This window comes from Paenibacillus glycanilyticus (assembly GCF_023715145.1).
Classification (GTDB): Bacteria; Bacillota; Bacilli; order Paenibacillales; family Paenibacillaceae; genus Pristimantibacillus; species Pristimantibacillus glycanilyticus_A.
Genome location: NZ_JAMBNP010000002.1, coordinates 354,590 through 376,397 on the forward strand (window position 1 = coordinate 354,590; position 21,808 = coordinate 376,397).

Genomic DNA, 21,808 nt, shown 5'->3' on the forward strand with positions numbered 1-21,808 from the left:
CGCGGTTTGATTAAGTCATGTACTTATGACAGCGACTGCAGCCTGGTTGTACACCAAGCTTAGCCACCGTTGTTTTTAGTGGCTGAAAGGAGCAGGCTCTCATGAAAAATGGCTTTAAAATCACTTTGCTCGCATTGGCGGTTACTTCAACTTTGGCACCCATGCTAGCGGCACCGGCAGTCAAGCTTCTTATGCTCGACTTCACAGAGGTGAATACGGTGCTTATTCAACTCGTCGTCACGTTCGCGTCGTTCTTTATTTTGCCGAGTTTGCTGATTGGAAACCTATTATCCAGATGGCTTTCGAAGAAAACGCTACTTGTCATCGGCCTGCTATTATATGTCATTGGCGGAGTTGGCCCCGCATTCATGAATTCAATTGGTGGAATTCTAACCCTGCGAGCGGTACTGGGTCTAGGTATCGGCTTCATTACACCTCTGATGAATGCAATCGTAGCCGAGTATTTCGAAGGCGAGGAACGCTCCAAAATGAACGGTCTCACTGTCGGGGTAAACGGTTTGGGAGGCGCCTTCTTCCTCATTATTGGCGGAGCGATTACGGCATTGGGATGGAGAGGCGTGTTTTGGACTTATTCATTCGGCATCGTATTGCTCATTATGGTATTGGCTTTTGTTCCTAGCGGCAAATCGGTTACTACTATAGGTGTAGGTGAGACCGCTAGCAACGAAAAATTGTCATTGCCGGTAGGTGTTTATGCAGTTGGTTTGTTAACGACAGGTCTTATGGTGCTGTACTATGTCATCCCGACAAACCTTGCTTCTTTTGTCGTAGATAATCATCTTGGCAACTCTGCAACATCGGGTTATTTAACAGCTGTTTCGTTCGTATTCGTCTTTCTTGCCGGGATCGTCGGTACCAAACTTCAGCATGTATTGAGAAAAGGCTCTGTTGCCTTTATTTTATTCTTATTTGGTGCAGCGTTTTTGATGTTAGGCGAGGCGCATAACCTATGGATGGTTGCTGCTGCGGTAGGTATCGTCGGATTTGGATTTGGATTTGCATACCCGATTTTGTTAAATAAAATGGCGATTGTTGCGACTGCCGCTCATCGAACGTTGGCAATCATGCTAATGACCGCTTTTGCCAATGTAGGTCAGTTTATTTCGCCGCTTATAACCAACGGGATACGATCAGCTTTGTATTTTAATTCCATTCGGGGCGTCCTACTCCTAGTAGGGGGATTAGTAACAGGTTTATTCGTAGTCTCCGTTATTAGAATGATCGTCAACAAAAAGGAACTTGCCCATGCCTGAACCTAATATAAGGAAGGGGATTGAATGAATGGGAATGTCAATAAAAGAGGCTTCCGAGCAATTAGGAATCCCCGCTCATACGATTAGGCATTACGAGAAAGAAGGCCTAATACCGTTCTTGGGGCGCGACGAACATGGAAATCGTATGTTTAAGCCTGAGGATGTAGAATGGATCAGGCTCATGACCTGCTTCCGCGTAACCGGCATGCCGATAAATCAGCTTAAGAGAATTGTAGATTTGGCACTTCAGGGAGAGTCTACACTGGAATCCAGAAAGCAAATACTAGAACAGCATAAAGAAGAATTAAACAAGCGTCAGCGGGAACTGGACCTTGCTTTTGAAGCCGTTAATCGGAAGCTCGAGCGTTACAGAGAGATCCAGAATGGAACAATAGATGAGGAGTCGGCTTTCCGGATGGAATAAAGATCTTTTTATCGTCCGGACACGGAGGCTGTTTTTCTTGTATTCTCTCAGCTAAAAAGCAGATGACTCCTGAATTCATCAGGAGTCATCTGTTTTTCATTTTGTTTTTTGAGTTAGTTATGTAAAAACTCACTCAGTTTAGTCGAAGCCGTATTCGCGCGTTCCGGGCCGGTACATGGTAAGACATAAGCTTATCGAGCCGAATTAAAACGGCTTATTGTGGAAGCAGTTAAAGTGTAATTTATTGCATTAAATCATAGTATTACACACATTCTAAATACGCTGGATACAAGCACAGTTTGCGGCAGTCTGGACAACACCTTGCTTTAAAAAGCCAGAATCAAAACAGCCTTCAGAATGTGTGTCAAAGCAAATTGCTCAAATAATGATGAATCATTTTATACTTATTTTGGATACAGTTCTCCTCGATCAGGCCACAGAACAATTCGACTTTTTTATAACTTCGATATAGGATCCTTATCAACGCCTGCTTCTCTTGCGGAGTTGCCGCATACTGATGTCTTCCCCCTGTATATGGCGAGCAGCCTTCTCGAGTATTGTTTGTCTTTGTTCTTGCGCAGCTCACGTTCCAGCATTGACCTCACTTTTTTTCAGTTCTGCTTGACAATCGGACCACAGTCCGGTTATATTAATTGATGTAAAACGGATCGCGGTCCGGTTAATTGCATTTTACTTCTAGGAAGATTGCAGGTCAATAACCAGGGACGAACGAGAACCTTAGTCTTTGGCTTTATTCCAATATTTTTATTAATTGAAGGAGGAAGAACAATGTCAAATCAATTCCAAGGAAACAACAGAAAAATCGGTGTAGGTGTTGTTGGAGCAAGCGCGACAAATCCAGGATGGGCGGTATTCGCTCACCTTCCTGCAATTCAAAACCTGCCTGATTACGAATTGCGCGCCGTAAGCACTAGCAGGCGCGATTCCGCCGAAGCATCGGCAAAGGAGTATGGTGTGGCTGGTTACGATAATTATCAGGATATGATTAATGATCCGAACGTGGATCTGATCGTTATAGCTACGAATGTGGATACTCACTACAGTATCGCTAAAGCCGCGATTGAGGCGGGTAAAATGGTGTTCAGTGAATTTCCGTTGGGCGTGACTACAGAAGAGGCTTACGATCTAGCTTCTCGAGCGAAAGCGGCAGGCGTTCGGACGATGGTCGGAACGCAGGCCAGATTTTCGCCGGCAATTCAATATGCGCATGATCTGGTCAAAGAAGGTTACATCGGAGAGGTGCTTTCTACAACGATGAATGGGACATCGCTTATCTGGGGTCCTGTTACGCCGAAGAAATTTGCTTATACGTACGATGTGACCAAAGGCGCGACTTTGCTAACATCTCCGACATTGCACGCAATCGACGGCCTGAATTATGTGCTTGGCGATTATGAAAACGTGACGGCTAAGTTCGCTATCCGTTTCCCGGAAGTGAAAGTATTGGAAGATGAATCGACGGTAAAAGTAACGGCGCCGACTCACTTGGCTATTACGGGTACGCTGATGAGCGGAGTTCTTTCAACCGTCGTTTACCGCGGCGAGACTTCGCGAGATGTAGATATGCGTTGGGAAATCAACGGAAGCAAAGGACAACTGGTAATCATTGCGGAAAATAACGGAAATATTCAAAATACCGCGCTGAAACTATTTGGAGGCGTCGGGGAACAAACGGATCTAACCGAAATGGAAGTTCCAAGCAAATATTTTGATATCGTCAAAGACATTCCAGACGGACCGAGCAAGCTTGGCAATGTTGGATATGTCTATGCAAGCTTCGCCAAAGATCTTCGCGAAGGCACGCATGTAACACCTGATTTCGCGCATGCTGTTAAGCGCCACCGTTTGGCGGATGCGATTACGAAAGCGAATGAGACAGGTACAGCGCAGAAAGTAGACAACTCTCATCCGTTCAAAGATTGATGAGAAATGGGTGACTTCACCGAGTCATAATCGCAGTTCAGTCTATATATTTCAATATAAAATTAACCCAAACGAGCCGAAAGGAGATTCATGCATGTCGATATCTACAATGAAAGCCGCGATTTTGGAGCAATTCAAAGAACCGTTTACAATCAGAGAGACTCCGCGGCCTGTTGCACGAAAAGGAGAAGTGCTTGTTAATATCAAAGCGAGCGGCGTGAATCCACTTGATTTAAAAATACGCGATGGCGCAGCCGCACATACCCGTACAACGACTCCTGCAATTTTGGGGCTTGATATGGCAGGGATCGTCGAAGAAGTTGGCGAAGGTGTTTCTGGATTTAAACCTGGAGATGCTGTTTTCGGCATGACTGGCGGAGTTGGCGGTATTCAAGGCTCCTTGGCGGAATTTGCCGCGGTGGATGCAGCTTTACTGGCTAAAATGCCGTTAACAATGTCGATGCGAGAAGCAGCTGCATTGCCGTTGATCGCCATTACCGCATGGGAAGCTCTCATTGATCAAGCAAAGGTCCAGTCGGGACAAAAAGTGCTCATTCACGGTGGTGCGGGAGGCGTCGGTCATATTGGTATCCAGCTTGCCAAGATGCGAGGTGCTGAAGTGTTCGCGACCGGATCTGAAGCGAGTCAAACTGTCATAAAAGGCCTAGGTGCCACGCCAATCAACTATACGGTCGCATCGGTTGAAGACTATGTGCTGGCGCACACTGGAGGAGAAGGCTTCGACGTCGTGCTGGATACCGTAGGGGGCACAACGTTGGATAATTCGTTCCATGCGGTTAAAAGGTATACGGGTCACGTGGTAAGTATACTGGGCTGGGGAACGCATAGCCTCGCGCCTCTCTCTTTCCGTGCGGGAACGTATTCTGGTGTATTTACACTAATGCCTTTACTTACTGGCAATGGGCGAGCGCATCATGGCGAGATTCTCCGCGAAATCGCGGCATGTTATGACCAAGGCTTGTTAAAACCGATTTTGAACGAGCGGTTATTTACTTTTGATCAAATCGAGGATGCTCATCGCGCTATGGGTGAAAAGCAAGTCGGAAAAATTGTAGTGAGTATCGAGTAAAGGAATACGAAAGTCATAGCGGTAGGCTATCGTTACAGGTAAACTATCTATTAAAAAGTGCTGTTCGTGACGTGTGTACGACAGCACTTTTTTTGTTTGTGTTTGTTCTTATAGCATGTATTAATGAACATCCGACAACTTATCAGGTATATTTAGAGGTGAAAAAGCTATGAGTTACGATGATACTCATCATTTAATATCAAAATTTATGAATGAAAGTAACGATAAGGTATATTGTTTTATAGAAGCTAAACATTTAGCGGGTGAGTCTTTACACGTAAGAGGTACTGCAAAGATATCGTTAATACTACATATGCTGCATTCAATAGATGTACCTTTTGTAAAACAATATCAAAATGAATACTTGATACACTTGTTGTGTTCTGAACTACTCAACAAGAAAATTTCGCACTTTGTACTTGAAAATATTCAGGAATTAAAAACTATCAAAAATAGGGTTGAGATATTTGAAGTTTTGAGATATCTGAACATTAATACAGACATTAGTTAGGTTTGTTTGCGTAAGTGATAGTATATCGGCGAGCTTAACGGCAGAAATTGTAAGAAATAGCGATTTTTTGGGGTAATTTGATTTCGTAGTAATTTCGTTTATAAAAAATCCCGATCAGCGTGCCGGTCGGGATTTTTTTGTTGAAATTTTGTTTTTCTATCTTCTATACATTTAAGTTCTCAGTAATTATGAAAACCAGGCTACAATGAGCCGTTTTCAGAAATTACTTTCTCAATAATTTTGAAAGTGACTCTTAGCACATCAAGCTTTTACGGTGCTATATTCTCAATAATTCTGACGTCAGACACTCCTCATCAGCAGCAGAGCAAAAGCTGTAGATGAGGCTGTCTTTGTTGAAATTAACGGTTAAGCTCGGGAACATGCTGTTCCACGTAAGAGCGGACTTCCTCCGCATCGTCCAGATCAAGCACCGCTTCCGCAAGGGAAGCAAGCTTCGAACGGTCAAGGCGCGAGAGGAGTGCGCGGGCAGGAAGGACGGCGGAAGCGCTCATGCTGAACTCATCCAGTCCCATGCCCAGCAGGATCGGAAGCGCAACAGGCGTTCCGGCCATTTCGCCGCACATGCCAACCCATTTATTCTCTTGATGAGCCGCCCGAATAACCTGATCGATCAGCCGGAGGACAGGAGGATGGAGCGGATCGGATAAATAGCCAAGCTTCGGATTCATCCGGTCTGCGGCCATCGTATATTGCACAAGATCATTGGTTCCGATGCTGAAGAAGTCCACCTCGCGGGCGAAACGGTCCGCCATTTGGGCGGCAGCCGGAATCTCGATCATAATACCGGCTTCGATTTGTTCGTTAAAGGCGATATTCTCGCTTCTAAGCTCCTGCTTGGCTTCTTCGAGCAAAGCCTTCGCTGCACGCCATTCGGCAAGCGCAGCAATCATCGGGTACATGATCTTCAAATTGCCAAAGGCACTTGCGCGCAGCACCGCTCGCAGCTGGGTCTTGAACAGGTCCGGCCGGTCCAGACAGATCCGGATCGCGCGGTAGCCGAGGAACGGATTGTCTTCCTTCTCCAGCTGAAGGCCTGGAAGCTCCTTGTCTCCGCCAATATCCATCGTTCGGATAACGATAGGAGCATCAGGTCCAAAGGCTTCGGCTGCTTCTTTGTAAGCCGTGAACTGCTCCTCCTCTGTCGGCAGATCGGGACGGCCCATGTACAGAAACTCGGTACGGAACAGGCCAACGCCTTCGGCACCGTGTTCCCGTGCCTGACGGGCATCCTGCACGGAGCCAATGTTGGCAACAAGCTCGACCTGATGACCGTCCGCGCTTATGGAAGGCTTGCCGCGGTATTGATCGAGGAGCGCGCGTTTACCTGCAGCCTGCTCCTGCAGCGCCTGATAATGAGCTAACTCTTTGTCCTCCGGCTCAATGAGAACAAGCCCAGCAGCGCCGTCAACGATGACCAATTGGCCCTCTTCAATATGAAGGGCGCCTTCGCCGGCGCCAACGATTGCCGGAATGCCAACCGATCGCGCAATGATGGCAGAGTGGGAGGTACGTCCACCCGCTGCCGTTACAAAGCCGCCAATAACCGACGGATCAAGCTGAGCGGTATCCGATGGTGTCAAATCGAAGGCGAATAGAATCGATTTCTCATTCTTGTTAGCAACGGGCGCTTTGGCTGCCTCGGAATCCGATGCGTTGCCCAGCTTGCGGATGACGCGGCGGCTGACATCGCGTACATCAGCCGCGCGTTCCCGCAAATACTCGTCATCCAGTGAGGCGAGCATCTCCGCAACCTCTTCGCCGGATTCATTCATGGCAGACTCCGCCTTGTAGCGTTGCCCGCGTATCCGTTCCTGCGCCGCACCAATCAGCTCTTCATCTTCAAGGAGCATCAGATGGGCTTCGAATATTTCCGCTTCCTTCTCGCGGCCGTCTGACTTCATCCGTTCAAGCAGCGCTTCAAGCTCGACGCGCGCGGCTGCAACAGCCGAATCAAACCTGTTCAACTCGGCTGCTTCATCACCGGATTCCACATAGGTAATCCCTTCTGGGACAGCATCTTCGCGAAGAATAACCGCACGGCCGATTGCGTAGCCTTCCGACGCGGCGATTCCTTTAATCTCGGTTGCCATCATAACGGGCCTCCTTACTCTGCTTCCGCAGTAGCCAGTACAGCGCCAATAGCGTCAACCGCGGCTTCGGCTTTCTCTCCTTCGGCACTTACGGTTACGGTATCGTTGTGCTTAGCTCCGATCGACAAGACGTTAACCAGGCTTTTCGCGCTGACTTTCCGTCCGCCTTTCTCCAGATAAACCGTACCCTCACAAATTTTTGCGGCTTCAACGATTTTTTTGGCAGGACGGGCGTGGATGCCCGTCGGGTTCATTACTACGTATGCTTTCTCCACCATAATGCCTCCTAAAAGGAATAATCACAAAACGGACCGGGTTCATGCTGCATGTGCAGTGATTATTCGTACTTCGTAAGTTTTTTATATTTGGTTACATGCGTTTTTTAATCTGTTCCTTCAAACGCTCCGACTGGGTTCCGAAGATCGCCTGCACGGCGCCTTTGCCAAGACGCATAACGCCAGCCGCGCCAAGACGTTTCAGTTCGGCGTCGTTTACGGCTTTCTCGTCTTTGACAATCAGGCGAAGACGGGTAATGCAGGCATCGATGCTTTCGATGTTGCCGGATCCGCCGAGCGCTGCGAGAACTTGACTTGCCTTATCGTCGGCTGCGCCTGCCGGGGCACTATCCTTGCCGCCATCTTCAACCAATTCATCATCTTCGCGGCCCGGCGTCTTCAGGTTCAGCTTCACGATAACGACGCGGAACAGGACGTAGTACACAACAGCGTATACGAGACCAATCGGAATAATCAGCCAGCCCTTCGTAGAGAGCGGATAGTTGATTGCGTAGTCAAGGAAGCCTGCTGAGAAGCCAAAGCCATGGTGAATGCCAAGCTCAACAACGAGCCATGCAGAGATACCGGTTAATACGGCATGGATGACGTACAGCACAGGAGCTACGAACATAAACGCAAATTCAAGCGGTTCTGTAATACCTGTCAGGAACGAAGCCAGAGCAGAACCGATAAAGATCGAGGAAACAAGCTTGCGTTTTTCCGGTTTGGCCGTGTGAATAATCGCAAAGGCAGCAGCCGGAAGAGCGAACATCATGATCGGGAAGAAGCCGGTCATGAACATGCCCGCAGTTGGGTCGCCCGCGAAGAAGCGGTGCAGGTCGCCGTGAACCACATTGCCGGCAGCATCGGTGTAATCACCGATTTGGAACCAGGCAATAGCATTGATGACATGGTGCAGACCAAACGGAATGAGCAAGCGGTTGGCCGTCATGAAGATAAAGGCGCCGAGACCGCCAAGGTCCACGATCCAGCGGCCGAACGTATCAAGCCACGATTGGACGGGGCCCCAGATGAGACCAAAGATCAGACCAACGATAACCATTGCAAACGAGGTAATAATAGGTACAAAACGTTTGCCGCCAAAGAAGCCGAGCCAATCCGGCAGCTTGATGTCATGATACTTGTTATAGAAGTAGGAAGCGACAAGACCCGCAATAATACCGCCCAGTACACCCATGTTAAGCGTAGTGTCTTTATCGACAAGACCCGTGAATACCGTGGGGATCTTGCTGAGTACGTTGGTAAGCACGAGATACGCAATTACGGCAGCCAGCGTAGCTACCGCGTCGCCGGCCATCCCGATCGCAACGCCAATCGCGAAGATAAGGGGCAGGTTGTCAAAGATCGCGGAACCGCCGGCGGCGAGGAATGGAGCAATGTAATGGTTCAGGAACTCGCCGAAGCTGCCGAACCCGAAATCTTTTACATAATCGATATTACCGAAACGAAGCAATAGGGCTGCCGCAGGCAAGGCTGCGACGGGAAGCATTAGAGATTTACCGATTTTTTGCAAAAATGCGAGCATCTTATCTCACTCCATGTCAATAGTTTAGGTTTTCAGAACAACCTTGATCGTATCCGGATCCCCGGCCGTGACGGTCTTGAATTCGCATTCCACTTTCTCAGCGCCGTCCTCGTTCGCTACGATAATCGGAGTTACAACCGGGTAACCGGCGCTCCGGATTTTGTCCAGATCGCATTCAAGCAGGGTTTGACCCGCTTTGAAGGAATCGCCCGTGCTCACGAGTGCCTTGAAGCCATCGCCATTCAGGGCTACGGTATTGATTCCAACGTGAATGAGCAGCTGCAGTCCGGAGGAATGCTCGATGATCAGCGCGTGATGCGTATCGATCAGATGGCTGACTACACCGTCGAACGGTGCGATAACGCGTCCTTCCGAAGGCTCGATCGCAACGCCGTCTCCCATTAAGCCTTGTGCGAAGGCTTCATCCGGCACCTCGCTGAGCGGAACAAGCTTGCCGCTCAGCGGTGCAGCTACACTAACGGAATTCGTTTTTTTGCCAAACCATTTCATATGATCTTCTCCTTGCTATCCATGTTGTTGTTTTCTATGTTTTAATCTTCATCCACGGACCGGAATAATCGGTACAGGTGCATGGCGAGATAACCGATTTCATCGGAGGAGACCTTAACGCTTAGTCTTTCTCCAATCATTTGCGCGATAATTTCGGCATGCTTATGTTCCGAGGGCAGCTTTACTCTGATCTCTGCGGCAAACGGATTCTCGGATTCCTTGTTCTGCAGGATCCGCTCCATCATATAACGCAAATGCATGATCAGCCTTGCGTAATCAGAGCTCTTCTTGGGAAGAGGCGCTCCACGCCAGCCTTCGATCCGCTCTACGATCTCGTTCATCAGCTCCGTTAACTGAACCAGCTGTCCTGCGGTAACGGACCCTGCTGCCGAATATACGTGATACGTCAGAAATCCAACCTCATCTTCAGGGATGGAGAGATCGAATTTCTCGCTGATCATTCTGGCGGCTTTGGCTGCAATCTTGTACTCCTGGGGATAACACATCTTCGTTTCGTACAGGAAAGGATTGACGATTTCCATGCCGTTTCTTAACCGGTAGACGACAAATTGAATATGGCTCGGCAAGGCGAAATACACTTTCGGATCAACCGGGGTTCCCAGCTGCTCCCGAATTTCATCAATGATCTGCTCGGAGATCTGCACCACTTCAGGGTCCAATTCTTCAAGCAGGGAATGGTATTGCACCGCTTTATCCCGGTCGTCGAGCCGGTAACGCTTTTCAATTCGTGGGTCTTCCGCATCGATGTATTTCTGGCCCTTGCACGAGAATCCAATGCCTTTGCCAAACAATACATATTCTCTCGATGAATTCGGCTCCATCGTAAGAATGACATTGTTGCCAACGATCCGATCGATCCGAAGTGGTCCCGTAAGTCCCACGTCAATCCCTCCTCTCAGTAGTAAATTCCCCATTTTGAGCACAAAAAAACCAAGGAAAGACACCGCCGTTATTCCGGGCGGATACTTCCTTGGCTAATGCCTAGTCGAACTAGTAACATGCCGTAAGGCTTGTTATATATTTGGCTCGTTATCACTATAAAACATGGAACCGTTTACGTCAATTGAAAAATATTCATGGCTTCGTTTCCATTGCCGTGATTCTCGAGACCTAATACGCGCGTATGGCGGAGCACCTCTCTTAATCGGCTTTCATATAATAATAGATAAGATGCATTTGGTAGATTACGAGTTGGGGGGGACAAAATGGCGACGCTTATTTCCCATTTCTATAATGAGCAATATTTATTGCCTTGGTGGCTGATGCACCATGTCCCCTTATTTGATCATGGCATTTTGATTAACCGCGGATCGACGGACAGCTCGGTTGGGATCATACGGAAGCTTGCCCCGCATTGGGAGATAAGGGATTCGAAAGTGCCGGATTTCCATGCCGTGAAGGTGGACCGGGAAGTGATGAATATCGAGAAGCAGGTATCCGGCTGGAAAATGGTGCTGAATACGACCGAGTTTCTTGTCAGCCGTTACCGCAATCAGCTGTTCGCGGTCCTGGATTCTCTAGGAGGGGACATGTATTCGATTCGGACGATCACAATGATTGATCCTCCCGGCTACTATCATGATCCTGTTTATGCCTTGCCGCTCGTCAAGCAGCGATATCATGGCTTGTTCCCGGCTGATCCTAATGCTTTGTACAACGGGAGATTTATCCACAAGCACAGAAGTGGCGACTATACGGCGGGCAGGCATTGGACGACCAAGCCTTACGAGGTGCTGCGGCATCCGGCCTTTATTATGAAATTTTCGTTTAGTCCCTGGAATGGCCCAATGCGCGCAAGAAAGCTGCAGATTGCTCCGACCATTCCGCAAGACGCTTTGCGCAGCAACATGGGGGGACATCATCTCTATAATAGTCAGGAGCTTGAGGCCCTTTATATGGCGAGTGCGGTTATTGCAGAAGACATGCGCCATATCCCGGAATTCCGGGCGATAAGGCTTTGAAAGGATATAACGACGGAAGGTGTGGTAGACGATGCATAAAGTAGCGGTGACCGGAGCAACCGGCTGGATTGGCCGTTATGTTGTCGCCCTCCTTCTCCGCAAAGGCTACGAGGTTCATGCCACTTATCGAAAAGCGCCTCTTGCGGCAGGGGGACACTGGCATCAGGTGGATCTGCTGAGCGCGGATAACGCAGCCCGTTTTATTGAGGAAGTAAGGCCGGATTCCCTCGTTCACCTTGCCTGGGAGGCGGTTCCTCCGGCATGCTACCGGTCTCTGGTCAATTATGAATGGACAAGGAACAGCATGGCCCTTATTCAGCAGTTTGTCCTTTGCGGCGGGAAGCGGATAGTTGTATCGGGGACCGGTGCGGAATATGCATGGGATGAAGGGGTGCTGCTGACGGAATCGGCATCGCCCGATTCTTATGCGCACGCTTATGCGGCCAGCAAAAACAGCCTGCGGATCTGGCTTGAGTCCTATGCCGGAGTAGCCGGCTTCAGCGCGGCGTGGGGAAGATTGTTTCATATGTATGGCCCTTATGATCCCGGCAATCGGCTTGTGGCTTCCATGATTACGTCTTTGTTGAACAAGCAGGAGGCGTATTGCAAATACGGCAGTCTTCACCGGGACTATTTATACATTGAGGACGCGGCGGATGCGCTGGTTGCTTTATTGGAAAGCTGCTGCGAAGGAACCGTTAATATCGCATCCGGTCATCCCGTTCAACTGCAGCAGCTTGTAAGGCAGATTGGCAGCATGATGGGACAGGAAGAGAATATCCGGTTTGGAGTTGAAAGGCCGAATGAACCGGTATTTGTAGGGGTGGATATATCAAGACTTGCTAATGAAGTGAAATGGAAATCTTCCTATTCGCTAGCTGAAGGGCTGGAGCGGACAATCAGATGGTATGCAGACCAGGCCAAGTAACCTGACTTCTGCGCCGGTCCACTCTGATATGGACGCTTCTTTTTTGCGGGTATTGCTTGACGAGAGGAGCAGAATTAGGCACAATTACTTACTAGAGAATTATACTTACTATACGTATACTACTTACTTTACGTACATGAATAGGAATGGAAGCAAAGCTAATCATTAGATTATCGAATCACGGTTGGCTTTGCCGAGGAGGAAATAAAGGATGGATTCATCAAAGAATGACGGGAAGTTCGAGTTTGGCGTTTATACCCTAGGCGATCTTGCGCTTGATCCTCGGACGGGCGGGCTCAAAAACGCAGGAGAGCGGATCAAGGAAATTATTCAGGCGGCTAAAGCCGCGGACGAAGCGGGAATCGATGTGTTTGGCGTAGGGGAGCATCACCGCCTCGATTTTGCCTTATCCTCGCCTCCGGTTCTGCTCGCGGCGATCGCGCAGGCGACCTCCCGCATACGCCTCACAAGCGCAACAACCGTGCTTGGGACGGCAGACCCTGTTCGCGTATTCGAGGACTTTGCAACGCTGGACCTTATCTCGGGAGGGCGAGCAGAGATTATTGCGGGACGCGGCGCTTATATTGAATCCTTCCCTTTGTTTGGCTTCGAGCTGAATGATTATAAAGAATTGTTCGCTGAAAAGCTGGAGTTAATGAAACAGCTGAATCTCTCCGACCGCATTACATGGAACGGCCGTCTTCGCACGCCTCTGGAGAATGCGGAGATTGCGCCGCGTCCGGAACAACCGGGAATCCCCGTATGGGTAGGCGTCGGCAGTACGGCGGAGAGCGCCGCTCTCGCCGGCCGTCATGGGGCGGGGATGGCACTTGCCTTGCTCGGAGGTGAAGCTTCCAAATACAAGCATTTGGTTGATTGTTATAGAGAGGCCGGCACCGCTGCCGGCTACCGTGAAGATGAGCTAAGAGTAGCTATAACCGGCCACTGTTACGTGGCCGAGACGACAGAGCAGGCACTGGAGGAATTTTATGCCGGTTATTCGGCGTATTATTCCCAGTTCATGGGCGGCAAGGAGAACGGGATTTCTCGCGAGGATTTCGGGAAGCTGGCGGACTCGCTCGCCATTGGCAGCCCGCAGCTGATTGCGGAGAAGATTGTTGAACAGCATAAGCTGTTTGGGCATTCCCGGTTTATGGCTCAAATGGACATTGGCGGCATGCCGTCAGGGCAAGTGGAAGCCTCGATCAGGCTGCTTGCGAAGGAGGTTGCGCCGCTTGTCCGGGAAGCCCTGCAAGTAAAGGTGTAGTCAAGCTGATGCCTAATCCTTCCCAAATCTTACTATTCATACTAGACAACTCGGAAAAACAGCGTTATACTCAATCCAATCATTAAAACAATCTAATGGAATAAGGATCTTCGGGGCAGGGTGAAATTCCTGACCGGCGGTAAATGCCGCTTCTGCTTGCAGAGGCTAAAGCAAAGCCCGCGACTCCCTGAGCTGACAAGCGGCAAGGGGACTGACTTGGTGCAAATCCAAGGCCGACGGTATAGTCCGGATGATAGAAGATCACTTAAATAAGCCTGCAGAAGGCGGGAAACCGCCGGTATGCATGTTTATTTGAGACGGCCCCGATTCGCTAGCAACCAGGCGGATCGGGGCTTTTTCAATGCGGGACGCTGCTGCTCCAACATAAACGGCTGCAGCCGCGTACGCTTGCTCCGTCCTGTATTCAGAAAGGGTAATCGTTATGAGCAATATGACAGCATCATCAATGGTTCGTACCAAATCACCTGTGAGACCGGAGTTTTGGCTGGTCGTCCTGGGAGCCGCGCTATGGGGCGTGGACCCCGTATTCCGGATTATTTTGCTGAGAACGATGACGTCCACGCAAATTGTACTGCTCGAGCATGTCATCTTGTTCCTGGCAGCAGCGCCGGTCTTGTGGAAGTACAGGGATGATCTTCGAGGAGTCCGTCTCCGTCAGCTTGGAGCCTTGCTGTTTGTATCCTGGGGCGGCTCGGCGCTTGCGACGATCTTGTTCACGCAAGGGCTGGTGCATGGCAATGCCAATGCGGTTCTGCTGCTGCAAAAGCTTCAGCCGCTCTTCGCTATCGTGCTGGCGAGGATTCTTCTGAAGGAGCTTCTGCCGAAAAAAATCGGCCCGCTGCTTGTTGTCGCGATGGTCGGAACGTATCTGCTGACGTTTGGCTTTACGCTTCCATTCGGCCATATGAATGAGTTTGTCCAGGTAGGCAGCCTGCTCTCGCTTGGCGCTGCCGCGTTATGGGGCGGTTCCACGGTAATGGGGCGTTACCTGCTTGGCAGCATGAAATACGAGTCCGTTACTTCATTACGATTCATCTTGGCTTTACCTTTGTTGGTAGTTGTTACCTTGTCCGAAGGGGCGGCATGGAAGCTGTCCGAAGGGACGGATATTGGCGCGGTTATCGTCAATCTGCTGCTGCAGGCGCTTTTGCCGGGACTTGTCAGCTTGCTTTTCTATTATAAGGGGTTAAGCAAGATCAAGGCTTCCTATGCGACAATTGCGGAACTCAGCTTCCCCATGGTTGGCGTTCTCCTGAACTGGACGGTGTTCGGACAGGTGATCACGAGCGCGCAGCTGGTTGGCTTTGTCTTTATATGGTTTACGCTATTTATGATTTCAAGACAACAAAATTAAGAGCGGCTCTTGCGCCTTTAACCGCTTTCACATCTGCTGAAATGCTGATATACTGCGGTTGGAGGTGTAGGAATAATGGAGAATAGAACGATCAAATGGGGCATTCTTGGAGCCGGCTGGATTGCATCCCAATTCGCGCGCGATTTGGCGCATGCCAAGAATGCTGAATTTACGGCTGTTGGCTCCCGCTCATTAGACAAAGCGGAAGACTTTGCCGGTAAATTCGGCGCCAAGCGTGCCTATGGAAGCTATGAGGAGCTGGTGAATGATGCCGAGGTCGACATTATATATGTAGCGACTCCTCATCCGTCCCATAAGGAAAACGTCCTGCAATGTCTGCGTGCGGGCAAGGCGGTATTATGCGAGAAGCCGTTTACCGTAAACGCGAAGGAAGCGGAAGAAGTCGTGCAGTTCGCAAGAGATAATAAAGTCTTCTTGATGGAAGCCATGTGGACACGGTTCTTGCCGGTCATCCGCAAAGTTCGCGAATGGATCGCGGAAGGCCGGATTGGCGAGGTTCGTCTTCTGAAAGCCGACTTTGGCTTCCGTACCGGAGTTAATCCGGAAGGGCGTTTGTTTAACCCGGCGCTTGCCGGCGGCGCATTGCTGGATGTGGGCATTTATCCGCTCTCTTTCGCTACTATGCTATTAGGCGCCACGCCTAAGCAGGTGCTCACTACGGCTCAACTGGGCGATACCGGCGTGGATGAGGAATGCAGCATTTTGCTCTCCTATGACGCTGGCCAAACAGCCATGCTGAGCGCGGCAATCCGCCTGAATTCAGGCAGCGATGCTTACATAGTCGGGACTGAAGGCTCGATCCGTATTCCTTCCTTCTTTAATGCCAAATCCGCAACTCTTGTGGCAGCGGACGGTACGGAAGAGACGTTTGCCGATGACCGTACAACGCTTGGGTATGTTTATGAGGCGGAGGCGGCAGGACAATATCTCCGCGAGGGCAAGCTCGAGAGCGAGATTATCCCGCTTGACGAAACCCTGCACCTGATGCGCTTGATGGACGGTATCCGCCAGCAATGGGGACTGCGTTATCCATTTGAATCCTAAAGATAGAAAAGGACCGGTTCTGTACCGGTCCTTTTGTTATTAGAATAAAAAAAAGCGGCCCGTATTCGGGGTACGGGCCCAAGAGACAAGCTATATCAAATAGGGAGTATGGTTTATTATGTTCTGCCAAGATTAAACAAAGCTGAAAACTTCATTAGTTTCACATAAAAAAATAAAGACAAATGCCAGCAAAGCTACGGTATAATGTTCAAATAAATTGTTTGCTATTAATAGCGATAAGGGTGATTACATATGGAGAATGTGAATTTTTGCCTGGCATGCGGAGATAAGCTGGAAGTACGCGAGATCGGCGGGGAAAATCGCAAGGCCTGCCCTAGCTGCAGCTTTGTTCATTGGGGGAATTACAGTATTGGAGTGGGCGCGTGCGTCGTTAAAGACAATAAAGTCCTGCTCGTTCGGCGTGCCCAGGAGCCGGGCAAAGGGTATTGGACAACGCCAGGCGGATATATTGAGCAGTTCGAGCAGATTAGGGGCTCGATTGCCCGCGAAGTATGGGAAGAGACGGGCGTCCGCGCGATCGTGACCCAAATTATCGGCTTGCGCGACCGGCCTCATACCGTACATGATGTCTACATCACCTTCGAAATGGAATACATAGACGGCGTGCCTCGTCCGGACGGGGTGGAGGTAGACGGCGCGGGCTTCTTCAGCCTCGAAGAAATGGAGACGATGAACGTCGCCGACTTGACTGTCTGGCAGGTTGATATCGCCTTAAACGGCGGCGACGGCGGCCTCCTGGAGGATAAAAAACCAATCCGCGAGAGCCTTGCGAAGTACGGGCTATACCGGACCAAGTAACTGCGTCAGTCGTATCAGGAACATCCAGTCTTCTGGATTAACGCCGTTCATAAAGAGAGCCCCGGAATCAAATCCGGGGCTCTCTCTATTGTATAAACCAGCCATAAAATACACTTATGGCATACTTATGGCTCTCCACAAAACAGGTGGAGTGGGCGGAGGGAAAGGTAATGTCTGAAGGAGCGAAGCGCTTGCCTTTGTGCTCGTGAGATACCCTTTGACCAGTTAAATTCAAATCTCATGAGTACAACAGCAACCGAAAGACATTCCTTTTCCGCAGTCCCTGGATCACCTATTTTCCATCCTCACATCTGCTGCTTCGTCTTAAACAGCGTGTTTATCGATCCGCCATTATTAATGATCTTCAACGCCGTAGCCAAAAGATCCGCCATCGGCAGAACAACGAACTTATCCGAACGGTTCGGATCAATCGCGATCGTATCCGTGATGACTACCTCTTTAATATAAGGATGCGACAGCTTCTCCAGGGCATTCTCCGAGAACAGGCCATGTGTCGCGCAAATGTAGGCATCATGGGCACCGCGTTTCTTCAATGCTTCAACAACCTTGATAATGGTACCGCCAGTATCAATTAAGTCTTCGATGATAATTGGAGTCCGGCCTTCGACTTCACCGATAATATGCGTGATTTTGGAAGTGTTATGGGCAGGACGGTTCTTGATCATAATCGCAAACGGACAGTCCATATAGTTCGCGAGCTTTTCCGCCGTTGTAGCACGTCCGGCATCCGGGGAGACAACGACTGGATTTTTGATGTTCTTGCTCTTCAGATAATCCGTAATGAGATCAAGAGCGGTAATATGATCGACCGGGATTTCGAAAAAGCCTTGAATCGGATCGGCATGAAGATCCACCGTAATAAGCCGGTCAGCTCCAACGGTCGTCAGCACGTCGGCAACAAGCTTGGCCGATATCGGCTCGCGCGGAGCGGATTTCCGTTCCTGACGGGCATAACCGTAATAAGGCATGATAATATTGATGGTTTTGGCGGAAGCCCGTTTCGCTGCATCAATCATAATCATAAGCTCGACGAGATTTTCATTCACTGGATGAGACAACGATTGTACGATATAGACGTGAGCCGAGCGGATTGATTCTATGTAGCGTAAGCTGATTTCACCGCTTGCCTGTCTAGAAATTTCAATATCTCCAAGCGGAACATTAAGCTTCCGGCATAGCTCTTCCGCGAGCGGCCGGTTCGACGAGCCGGAAAAGATTTTTACATTTTGCATCCGATTTTCTCCTTACGTTCATTATACAGATAGTCCCATTATAGCCTTTCCGGCTACAAATTCAAAATGACCTAATACCCAAGGTGAAACGGCTATCCAAATGAAATGAAGAAAAGCAGTCTTGAAAAGTCTGTTTCAGACTCTTCAAGACTGCCCGATCACCGCTTATTTGCTCACGATTTCCTGAATAGCTTTCTCCAGCTTGTCAAAGAGCTGGTCTTTATCAATCGATCCGCCTTGGTACTCTTGCATGGCAGCACCCCAGCCTTGCGGTACGCCGTCCGGGTAACGGCCCCAATGCCAGCCGCCCGCTGTTGCCGCTTGCTCAGATACCGCTACGCCCATTTGACCGATTTCGTCAGCTGTAGGCTTGATCGAAGTAAGAGCCGGAATGAATTTGAATTCTTTTGTCAGGTACGTTTTGCCCGTCTCGGAAGTGACCATCCAGTTCAGGAATGCTTTTGCTTCTTCCGCGTTTTTGGATTTGCTGTTTACGATCCAGAAGTTCGCGGGACCTGTGTAGATGTGAGCGTTGCCGCTGTCGTCAATCGGAATAGGGAGAAGGCCAACGTTCAGCTTCGCTACTTTGTCGACATCGCCTTGGATCCAGTTACCTTGCTGGATCATCGCGGCTTTACCGGATGCGAAGTTCGCAACTTGCGTGGCATAATCCGTTGTCAGCTTGTCTTTTTGGCTGTATTTGAATACCACGTCAACATAGTTAATCCATTTCTTGAATACATCGTTGTCTTTGAAGTTTGTGCTGCCGTCTTTTGTTCCGTTGATGAAAGCGATAGGGTCCGGCTGCTCAGCAAGACCAACGTTGATTGTGTGGTGACCAATCGACCACCATTCGTTTGTTGTCGAGAACGGCGTGATGCCCGCTGCTTGGAGTTGCTTAGCTGCTGCCTCTAGCTCCGTCAATGTTTTAGGAAGAGTAGTAATGCCGGCTTTCTCAAACAAGTCCTTGTTATAGAAAATGCCGTAGCCCTCGATGTTCATCGGCATGCCGAGCAGCTTGCCGTCTACTTGCGCGGGACCTGCCGCTGCCGGGATTACGTCCTTCGCCCAAGCTTCGCCGGACAAGTCTGTTGCACGGTCATAGTAAGCTTCAAGCGCGGCGTAACCTTCGGAGTTGAAAATTTCCGGTTCGGAGCCGGAAGCGATTTCAGCCTTCAGCAGGGCATTATAGTCTTCGCCGCCGCCATGCGTTTCAACTTCAACCTTAACGCCGGTTTCTTTCTCATATTCTTCAGCCATGCGGTTAAGCGCATCGGCGATTTCCACTTTGAATTGGAATACCTTGATCGTTACGTTCTTTTTAGGAGTTGTAGTTGCTTCAGTTGTTGCGTTCGCCGACTCGGCAGGTTTATTGGTGGCTTCGGAACCCGAGTTATTGCCGTTGTTGCCGCAGCCGGCGGCCGTCAAAGTCAGGATTGCCGCAGCCAGAAGAATAGAAAGCTTTTTCATTTTTGTTAACCTCCCCATTTTTGTCAAAAGGTTGTTCTCTTTACAAGTTTGATTATATGGAAGCTTAAAGCCAAGAAACACAGACGTTTTTGTCGTGAAAAGTGCAAAATATTGATTTTACCCTTTGAGCGACCCTGAAGAGATTCCCTCGATAATATGTTTTTGCAGCATCAGGAACATGATAATAATAGGCGTAATGCCCATCGTCAGACCGGCGAGAGCTAGATCCCATTGCTTGGTATATTGCCCAAAGAAGCGGGTAATCGCAAGCGGAATCGTCGTCAGGTCTTTGTTCGAGCCGATAATAAGCACCGGCAGCAGGTAGTCGTTCCAAATCCATAAGCCGTTCAAAATAATGACGGTTACAATAATCGGGCGAAGCAGCGGGAACACGATCCGCCAGAATACGCCGTAAGGCGAGCATCCGTCAACGACAGCGGCTTCTTCAATCTCAAGCGGGACGCTCTTGATAAAGCCGTGGAACAGGAAGACGGACAGCGATAATCCAAAGCCGAGATAACAGATGACGATGCCAAACAGATTCGCGCGAAGCTCCAGGAAGCTGGTTACGCGAACAAGCTGCAGCATAACCGACTGGAACGGGATGATCATCGCCGAGATGAAGCAGGTGAACAGAATTTTATTGAACACCGTTGGCTTGCGGACAAGCCGGTAGCCGGTCATGGCGCTGATTACGACAATTCCGGCCACGCTGATGCCGGTAATGAGAACGGAATTCCATAAGGCTTTCGGGAATTTAATAATATCCCATACCTTCGAGTAATTCGAGAACAGGTACTTGTCCGGGAGAGAAGCGGCATCCACCATAATCTCGCCAAGCGCTTTAACCGAATTGACTAGCACGAAGTAAAAAGGAGCTATGAAAAGCAGAGCAAGCAATATGGCTGCAGCTGCAATGGCCCAAAGCCGGGAACGGGAAGCCGTCATTTACGCTTCAACCTCCTTACGTTTGGTCAGCCACACTTGCGTGACGGCAATGATGGAGACGGCAAAGAAGAACAGCATCGCTTTGGCGGTTCCAAGACCGTAACGGTTGTTGACAAGCGCCTCGGCATAAATGTTATAAGCAAGCGATTGGGTGGAAGTACCGGGACCGCCTTTGGTAAGGGATAAGTTCAGGTCGAACATTTTGAACGCGCCGGAAGTGGTCAAGAACAAGCAAACCGTAATGGCCGGCATCACAAGCGGCATAATGACCTTGCGTACGGTCTGGAAATAGGTCGCTCCGTCGATCGTTGCGGCTTCCATCAAGTCCTTCGGTACTCCAACGATAGCCGCGATGTAAATAACCATCATGTAGCCGGTTGTCTGCCAGACGAAGACGATAACGAGTCCCCAAAAGCCGGTCTCCGGCGTGCCGAGCCATGGAAGCTCGAAGAAGTGCCAGCCCGTCATTTCGCCGATGGTTTTGAAGCCTTTGGTAAAAATAAACTGCCAGATGTAGCCGAGCAGGATACCGCCAATCATGTTAGGCAGGAAGAAAATCGTACGGAGCGTATTGCGTCCCCGCATCGGGCGGGTCAGCAGGAGCCCCAGAAGAAGAGCGAGAATATTCGTAACGACTACCGTAACGACAGTAAATTTGAGCGTAAACTTAAAGGCTGCCCAAAACTTGTCATCGTTGGTGAAGATGCGGTGGATATTGTCCATGCCGATCCATTTGGCTTTGTCGAGGTCCAGCCCGTTCCATTCCGTGAAGGAAAAGTAGAAGCCAAGCAGGAACGGGATAAGCACAATAATCGTGAAGACGATCATTCCCGGTCCGACAAATACGAGCTGCTGCATCCATTCGTTTGATCTTTTTCGTAAATTCAATGTGAGTCCTCCTTCGTAATGCGGCTTCCTAGTTGGTGTATAGCTAGACTATAAACAGTTATTGAAATTTGAACCACCGATAGATATGATGGGTTAGGTGTAAAATATTGACCTTGGAGGTAGGACGT

Annotated in this window: 20 protein-coding genes and 1 riboswitch; of the genes, 11 read left to right on the forward strand and 9 right to left on the reverse strand. The window is 49.5% G+C overall.

Going from position 1 to position 21,808, the window contains the following annotated elements; genetic code table 11:
* Positions 1-101: 101 nt before the first annotated feature.
* The 5 genes from M3194_RS06810 to M3194_RS06830 all read left to right on the forward strand — a co-directional run bounded on the left by M3194_RS06810 (position 102) and on the right by M3194_RS06830 (position 5,243).
* Positions 102-1,274: an MFS transporter gene (locus M3194_RS06810; protein WP_251652681.1), complete on the forward strand. Its 1,173-nt coding sequence runs from the start codon at positions 102-104 to the stop codon at positions 1,272-1,274.
* A 28-nt stretch (positions 1,275-1,302) separates the two neighbouring features.
* Positions 1,303-1,698, forward strand: a complete 396-nt coding sequence (locus tag M3194_RS06815) for a MerR family transcriptional regulator (RefSeq protein WP_251652682.1) — start codon at positions 1,303-1,305, stop codon at positions 1,696-1,698.
* Positions 1,699-2,487: 789 nt separating this feature from the next.
* Positions 2,488-3,642, forward strand: coding sequence for a Gfo/Idh/MocA family protein (locus M3194_RS06820; protein WP_251652683.1), 1,155 nt, complete (start codon positions 2,488-2,490; stop codon positions 3,640-3,642).
* A gap of 94 nt (positions 3,643-3,736) precedes the next feature.
* Positions 3,737-4,732: a zinc-dependent alcohol dehydrogenase family protein gene (locus M3194_RS06825; protein WP_251652684.1), complete on the forward strand. Its 996-nt coding sequence runs from the start codon at positions 3,737-3,739 to the stop codon at positions 4,730-4,732.
* 169 nt (positions 4,733-4,901) lie between these two features.
* Complete coding sequence (locus tag M3194_RS06830; RefSeq protein ID WP_251652685.1) at positions 4,902-5,243, forward strand: hypothetical protein; 342 nt, start codon at positions 4,902-4,904, stop codon at positions 5,241-5,243.
* 359 nt (positions 5,244-5,602) lie between these two features.
* Here the strand turns inward: M3194_RS06830 and ptsP are convergent, their stop codons facing one another.
* The 5 genes from ptsP to M3194_RS06855 form a co-directional block, all read right to left on the reverse strand.
* Positions 5,603-7,357, reverse strand: coding sequence for a phosphoenolpyruvate--protein phosphotransferase (ptsP, locus tag M3194_RS06835; RefSeq protein ID WP_251652686.1), 1,755 nt, complete (start codon positions 7,355-7,357; stop codon positions 5,603-5,605).
* 11 nt (positions 7,358-7,368) lie between these two features.
* Positions 7,369-7,632: an HPr family phosphocarrier protein gene (locus tag M3194_RS06840; RefSeq protein WP_251652687.1), complete on the reverse strand. Its 264-nt coding sequence runs from the start codon at positions 7,630-7,632 to the stop codon at positions 7,369-7,371.
* A 91-nt stretch (positions 7,633-7,723) separates the two neighbouring features.
* Positions 7,724-9,175, reverse strand: coding sequence for an N-acetylglucosamine-specific PTS transporter subunit IIBC (nagE, locus tag M3194_RS06845; RefSeq protein WP_251652688.1), 1,452 nt, complete (start codon positions 9,173-9,175; stop codon positions 7,724-7,726).
* Positions 9,176-9,199: 24 nt separating this feature from the next.
* Positions 9,200-9,685 carry a PTS sugar transporter subunit IIA gene (locus M3194_RS06850; protein WP_251652689.1) on the reverse strand — a complete coding sequence of 162 codons (486 nt, stop codon included), beginning with the start codon at positions 9,683-9,685 and terminating at the stop codon, positions 9,200-9,202.
* Positions 9,686-9,726: 41 nt separating this feature from the next.
* Positions 9,727-10,587, reverse strand: a complete 861-nt coding sequence (locus M3194_RS06855) for a PRD domain-containing protein (protein ID WP_251652690.1) — start codon at positions 10,585-10,587, stop codon at positions 9,727-9,729.
* Between the two features lie 324 nt (positions 10,588-10,911).
* Between M3194_RS06855 and M3194_RS06860 the strand changes: the two genes are divergently transcribed.
* The 6 genes from M3194_RS06860 (at position 10,912) to M3194_RS06885 (ending at position 17,121) form a co-directional block, all read left to right on the forward strand.
* Entirely contained in the window at positions 10,912-11,667 is a 756-nt protein-coding gene (locus tag M3194_RS06860) for a glycosyltransferase family 2 protein (protein ID WP_251652691.1), read from the forward strand.
* A 31-nt stretch (positions 11,668-11,698) separates the two neighbouring features.
* Positions 11,699-12,595, forward strand: a complete 897-nt coding sequence (locus M3194_RS06865; RefSeq protein ID WP_251652692.1) for an NAD-dependent epimerase/dehydratase family protein — start codon at positions 11,699-11,701, stop codon at positions 12,593-12,595.
* 211 nt (positions 12,596-12,806) lie between these two features.
* Positions 12,807-13,862, forward strand: a complete 1,056-nt coding sequence (locus tag M3194_RS06870) for an LLM class flavin-dependent oxidoreductase (protein ID WP_251652693.1) — start codon at positions 12,807-12,809, stop codon at positions 13,860-13,862.
* A gap of 102 nt (positions 13,863-13,964) precedes the next feature.
* Positions 13,965-14,128, forward strand: a riboswitch (FMN riboswitch).
* A 176-nt stretch (positions 14,129-14,304) separates the two neighbouring features.
* Positions 14,305-15,237, forward strand: a complete 933-nt coding sequence (locus tag M3194_RS06875) for a DMT family transporter (protein WP_251652694.1) — start codon at positions 14,305-14,307, stop codon at positions 15,235-15,237.
* A 75-nt stretch (positions 15,238-15,312) separates the two neighbouring features.
* The gene (locus M3194_RS06880) at positions 15,313-16,302 is read left to right on the forward strand and encodes a Gfo/Idh/MocA family protein (protein ID WP_251652695.1); all 990 of its coding nucleotides are present in this window, start codon (positions 15,313-15,315) and stop codon (positions 16,300-16,302) included.
* A gap of 252 nt (positions 16,303-16,554) precedes the next feature.
* Positions 16,555-17,121 carry an NUDIX hydrolase gene (locus M3194_RS06885; protein ID WP_251652696.1) on the forward strand — a complete coding sequence of 189 codons (567 nt, stop codon included), beginning with the start codon at positions 16,555-16,557 and terminating at the stop codon, positions 17,119-17,121.
* Between the two features lie 305 nt (positions 17,122-17,426).
* Here M3194_RS06885 and M3194_RS06890 read toward each other — a convergent pair whose 3' ends face one another.
* From M3194_RS06890 to M3194_RS06905, 4 genes are all read right to left on the reverse strand, one after another.
* Complete coding sequence (locus M3194_RS06890; protein WP_251652697.1) at positions 17,427-18,374, reverse strand: ribose-phosphate diphosphokinase; 948 nt, start codon at positions 18,372-18,374, stop codon at positions 17,427-17,429.
* A gap of 165 nt (positions 18,375-18,539) precedes the next feature.
* Positions 18,540-19,844 carry an ABC transporter substrate-binding protein gene (locus tag M3194_RS06895; RefSeq protein ID WP_251652698.1) on the reverse strand — a complete coding sequence of 435 codons (1,305 nt, stop codon included), beginning with the start codon at positions 19,842-19,844 and terminating at the stop codon, positions 18,540-18,542.
* Between the two features lie 117 nt (positions 19,845-19,961).
* Positions 19,962-20,792 (reverse strand): carbohydrate ABC transporter permease, encoded by an 831-nt coding sequence (locus M3194_RS06900; protein WP_251652699.1) that lies wholly within the window; start codon positions 20,790-20,792, stop codon positions 19,962-19,964.
* On the reverse strand, positions 20,793-21,650 hold the full coding sequence (locus tag M3194_RS06905) for a carbohydrate ABC transporter permease (protein WP_397334296.1): 858 nt from the start codon (positions 21,648-21,650) through the stop codon (positions 20,793-20,795).
* Between the last annotated feature and the right edge of the window lie 158 nt (positions 21,651-21,808).

What these genes read in the sequence shown, in the direction of transcription:
- M3194_RS06810 (WP_251652681.1), top strand. Translation starts at nt 102, where the DNA reads ATGAAAAATGGCTTTAAAATCACTTTGCTCGCATTGGCGGTTACTTCA.
- M3194_RS06815 (WP_251652682.1), top strand. Translation starts at nt 1,303, where the DNA reads ATGGGAATGTCAATAAAAGAGGCTTCCGAGCAATTAGGAATCCCCGCT.
- M3194_RS06820 (WP_251652683.1), top strand. Translation starts at nt 2,488, where the DNA reads ATGTCAAATCAATTCCAAGGAAACAACAGAAAAATCGGTGTAGGTGTT.
- M3194_RS06825 (WP_251652684.1), top strand. Translation starts at nt 3,737, where the DNA reads ATGTCGATATCTACAATGAAAGCCGCGATTTTGGAGCAATTCAAAGAA.
- M3194_RS06830 (WP_251652685.1), top strand. Translation starts at nt 4,902, where the DNA reads ATGAGTTACGATGATACTCATCATTTAATATCAAAATTTATGAATGAA.
- ptsP (WP_251652686.1), bottom strand. Translation starts at nt 7,357, where the DNA reads ATGATGGCAACCGAGATTAAAGGAATCGCCGCGTCGGAAGGCTACGCA.
- M3194_RS06840 (WP_251652687.1), bottom strand. Translation starts at nt 7,632, where the DNA reads ATGGTGGAGAAAGCATACGTAGTAATGAACCCGACGGGCATCCACGCC.
- nagE (WP_251652688.1), bottom strand. Translation starts at nt 9,175, where the DNA reads ATGCTCGCATTTTTGCAAAAAATCGGTAAATCTCTAATGCTTCCCGTC.
- M3194_RS06850 (WP_251652689.1), bottom strand. Translation starts at nt 9,685, where the DNA reads ATGAAATGGTTTGGCAAAAAAACGAATTCCGTTAGTGTAGCTGCACCG.
- M3194_RS06860 (WP_251652691.1), top strand. Translation starts at nt 10,912, where the DNA reads ATGGCGACGCTTATTTCCCATTTCTATAATGAGCAATATTTATTGCCT.
- M3194_RS06865 (WP_251652692.1), top strand. Translation starts at nt 11,699, where the DNA reads ATGCATAAAGTAGCGGTGACCGGAGCAACCGGCTGGATTGGCCGTTAT.
- M3194_RS06870 (WP_251652693.1), top strand. Translation starts at nt 12,807, where the DNA reads ATGGATTCATCAAAGAATGACGGGAAGTTCGAGTTTGGCGTTTATACC.
- M3194_RS06875 (WP_251652694.1), top strand. Translation starts at nt 14,305, where the DNA reads ATGAGCAATATGACAGCATCATCAATGGTTCGTACCAAATCACCTGTG.
- M3194_RS06880 (WP_251652695.1), top strand. Translation starts at nt 15,313, where the DNA reads ATGGAGAATAGAACGATCAAATGGGGCATTCTTGGAGCCGGCTGGATT.
- M3194_RS06885 (WP_251652696.1), top strand. Translation starts at nt 16,555, where the DNA reads ATGGAGAATGTGAATTTTTGCCTGGCATGCGGAGATAAGCTGGAAGTA.
- M3194_RS06890 (WP_251652697.1), bottom strand. Translation starts at nt 18,374, where the DNA reads ATGCAAAATGTAAAAATCTTTTCCGGCTCGTCGAACCGGCCGCTCGCG.
- M3194_RS06895 (WP_251652698.1), bottom strand. Translation starts at nt 19,844, where the DNA reads ATGAAAAAGCTTTCTATTCTTCTGGCTGCGGCAATCCTGACTTTGACG.
- M3194_RS06900 (WP_251652699.1), bottom strand. Translation starts at nt 20,792, where the DNA reads ATGACGGCTTCCCGTTCCCGGCTTTGGGCCATTGCAGCTGCAGCCATA.
- M3194_RS06905 (WP_397334296.1), bottom strand. Translation starts at nt 21,650, where the DNA reads ATGCAGCAGCTCGTATTTGTCGGACCGGGAATGATCGTCTTCACGATT.